We start from the raw sequence: 3163 nt of genomic DNA, 5'->3' as shown, positions 1-3163 counted from the left end.
TTACAAGATGAGTCAGGGCGAGAGTTAACCGGTGAACTTGAAGAGTTAGCTTACGAAGCGCTACAAGAAAGACACACATAACAAAGCGTTTAAGGCGGATTCCCAACGCTTGGCATTTTCGGTTTGATTCAACTTTGGTGTTTACGGCACAATAGTTTAGGTAAGGTGGTAGCGTTGCTCACCACTTAACGCGGCGTTAGGCTCGCGAAGGAATTAGCATGGAAATTGAAGTTGATGAACACGGTTTTCCGACGCTGAATCAGTTCAGTGAAGATGGATTTGTTGACTGCGTGTTGAGAATTACCAATAGGCAGGATAGTCAAGATACTTATAATTTCGACCTCCGTGCTTCTTACAATGGGCTTGTTCTTGGGTTTGGTGTCGAAATCATTAAAGGAATCAAAGGCGGTTTCGATGAAGACATGAACCTCATTCAGGATCATGTCTATATAAAAGGTATAAAGTTTTATCGGACAGGACCGGAAAGCGATAACTTGATAACTGTTCTTGCTAGCCTGTACGGGTTTTCAGATGTTTCTGCCAAGATGACAAGTGAAGAGAGGTTCACGGGAATAGCTCTTCATCAAGGCGAGATCGACATGATATCCACGCCCATAAAAATGAAGCTGTTCGGAAGGGATCGGGATGATGATCTAGAGGAAAGCTACAATGAGTCTTTTTTCAATTTAGACCTAAGAAACGGATATGTCTTTTGGAATGAAAAGGACCAAGAGTACCGGAAACCTTTGATTCGGGGATTGTCGGCCGGCATGGCCTAACAATTTGCTGTACTCGGACCCAGCGGCGCGCCGCAAGCTTGTGATTTGCTGCCCAAACTTTACCACAAGCTTGCTCTGCTCCGTTGGGCCGGTAAGCAAGGCGTTAGATTTTACTTAACCAAAGGAATTGTAATGAGCATCACGAATGAAACGATGAAAAGCTATAAGTTTTTAAATGATATGTATCAAGACTCATATTTTCCTAAAAATTTGGTAGAAAAAGGCGAAAAAATTCTTATTCAGTTATGCCTTGAGATTGAAAAAACAAAACCAGAAAATTTAGAGGATCTTTATAAATTAACTCACGCTTCAACTGAAAAATTTAACAGCCTTGCGGAAGAGTTTGAAGCGGCTGACAGTGAAATTGAAACCGCTGCGCGTGATTGTATTGGCATGGATTTCCAAGCAATTGCAGAAGCCTATGGATTTTCCGCAGATTCAGAGGAGCTAATAGCGACGAGAGATTGGTAATAAAATCTAACCAGTCGGTCAAGCGGACGCTTCGCGCCGACCATCACGCGGATTCAGCAGACAAATCCTCCGGCAAGCAAGCTTGCCTACGGCTTTGCAGCTGATCCGCCGCCCCGTTAGGCGAATCAAAGGAATTGGAGAAGTAGATGGCAAAACAACAAATGTCGTCCGAAACACGCGGAATTGGCCAACTGCTTAATGAGAGACGTTACTTTGAAGTGCCAGCGCATCAGCGCGACTATGCTTGGCCGATTGGGGCTGTAGAACAGTATTTAGATGATGTTACCAATGCCATGGATGACCCCAATAGTGACTACTTTTTGGGGTTGCTCGTACTGGTAGGTACAGAAGATACTCATTCAAGTAGGTATGAAATCCTAGATGGACAGCAGCGTCTTGCCACTACGACAATGATCTATTCTGCTATCCGTCAATGGCTGCGCGATAACGGATTAGATAGCGAAGCAGCAAAAATTCAAAACGACTTCATAGGTATATCTGAAATCGGCGAAGAGCAGGACGAGCCTCGAATCATTCTCAATGTGAACAATCGGGATGTCTTTCAGGAATTAATTGTTAACCCTTGTACAGACAAAAACATCGAGATCAAGCTGGCTAGCGAGGGGCGTTACACCTCGACTAGAAAGCTTCTTGAAGCAGCCTTGTTGTGTAGAAAGTACATTGCTGATCTTGCCGAAAAACAAGGTGATGAAAAAAAACAAAAATCTGCGGTTTTGTTTCAGTTGGCTAAGTATATAAGGGACAGGGTGCAGGTAAATTGCCTTGATGTTAGCGCTCCAGAAAACGCATACACAATATTTGAGTCTTTGAATGATCGCGGAATTGATCTGTCCGTTCTTGATTTGCTGAAAAATCATCTCCTCAGGGAAGCTGGAAATAAAGAGGCGGTGATACTGAGCAACTGGACGAAAATGACATCAACAATAGGTGATAGAAAGGGCGATGATTTCTTAAAAGCCTTCTGGACCTCAAGGTTCGGTAGAATTCAACGAGGCCGCCTATTTAAAGAATTGAAAAACAAATACAGCTCAAGAGCTGAGGTTGCGCAGCTTTCTAACGAGTTGGCACAAGTGGCCGATTACTACGGAAACCTAGAGGTCTCTGACAGCGATCTGTGGAGACAATACTCTGAGACCACGCGTGTAAACATTGAAGCGCTCACTTTGTTGGGGGCCAAGCAAACGCATCCAATTCTTCTTTCAGCCATCGAAAAACTTTCTGCAACCGATGTTGAAAAATTAACAAATTACTTAGTAACGGTGATACTTAGGTATCAATTAATAGGGAAAGGACGTACCGGAAAACTAGAAATTCAATCTTCAGCCATTGCCTCAAACATCTGGTCAGGAAAGCTTAAATCGGCACATGCCGTATGGGACAAGCTGAAAGCCATCCTTCCCACTGATGATGAGTTTCTAGAGGATTTTTCGAGGTATACTGAAACCAAGCCAGCAAGAGCTCGGTGGATACTGCGTGAGTTAGAAATCCAGAAATGGAAGAACTGCAATCCAGGTAAGTCATTGCAGAGCGAGCCAGTCAAGAACCCAAACATCGTAAACCTCGAACACATACTACCGAAAAATCCGAGTCAGGATTGGGCTGGTGTGATATCGAGTGACAAAGAGTTTATATCGGATTGTCTCAATCGATTTGGAAACCTCTGTTTGCTGGATAAACCAAACAACAAAAAGGAAGCATCTGGTTCATACAGCAAGAAATCTACTACATACAAATCCTCGGAGTTTATTCTCACTCGTGAAGTATCTGAGAAGTATCCTCATTGGGATCGAGGTGCAGTAGAAAGTAGGCAAAAGGCGCTAGCTAGTCTTGCCGTTGAACGCTGGCCAACATGAAAGAACTTCGCCTAACAATCGGCTACACAAGGACGCCAA

3 protein-coding genes are annotated in these 3163 nt (G+C 43.7%); all 3 read left to right on the top strand.

Annotated elements, in window-relative coordinates; all coding sequences use genetic code 11:
• Nucleotides 1–218: 218 nt before the first annotated feature.
• The 3 genes from OOT00_RS15830 to OOT00_RS15820 all read left to right on the top strand — a co-directional run bounded on the left by OOT00_RS15830 (nucleotide 219) and on the right by OOT00_RS15820 (nucleotide 3124).
• Nucleotides 219–779 carry a hypothetical protein gene (locus tag OOT00_RS15830; protein WP_265426394.1) on the top strand — a complete coding sequence of 187 codons (561 nt, stop codon included), beginning with the start codon at nucleotides 219–221 and terminating at the stop codon, nucleotides 777–779.
• 132 nt (nucleotides 780–911) lie between these two features.
• A complete protein-coding gene (locus OOT00_RS15825) occupies nucleotides 912–1250 on the top strand; it encodes a DUF5713 family protein (protein WP_265426393.1) in 339 nt (112 codons plus the stop codon).
• A gap of 146 nt (nucleotides 1251–1396) precedes the next feature.
• The gene (locus OOT00_RS15820) at nucleotides 1397–3124 is read left to right on the top strand and encodes a DUF262 domain-containing protein (protein WP_265426392.1); all 1728 of its coding nucleotides are present in this window, start codon (nucleotides 1397–1399) and stop codon (nucleotides 3122–3124) included.
• Nucleotides 3125–3163 lie beyond the last annotated feature (39 nt).

It is taken from the genome of Desulfobotulus pelophilus (assembly GCF_026155325.1).
Lineage (GTDB): Bacteria > Desulfobacterota > Desulfobacteria > Desulfobacterales > ASO4-4 > Desulfobotulus > Desulfobotulus pelophilus.
Note: the sequence above shows the minus strand (reverse complement) of the source record. Positions and strands in the feature narration are given on the sequence as shown.

Excerpts from the sequence above, each read along its gene's own strand:
- OOT00_RS15820 (WP_265426392.1), top strand. The coding sequence starts at position 1,397 with ATGGCAAAACAACAAATGTCGTCCGAAACACGCGGAATTGGCCAACTG.
- OOT00_RS15830 (WP_265426394.1), top strand. The coding sequence starts at position 219 with ATGGAAATTGAAGTTGATGAACACGGTTTTCCGACGCTGAATCAGTTC.
- OOT00_RS15825 (WP_265426393.1), top strand. The coding sequence starts at position 912 with ATGAGCATCACGAATGAAACGATGAAAAGCTATAAGTTTTTAAATGAT.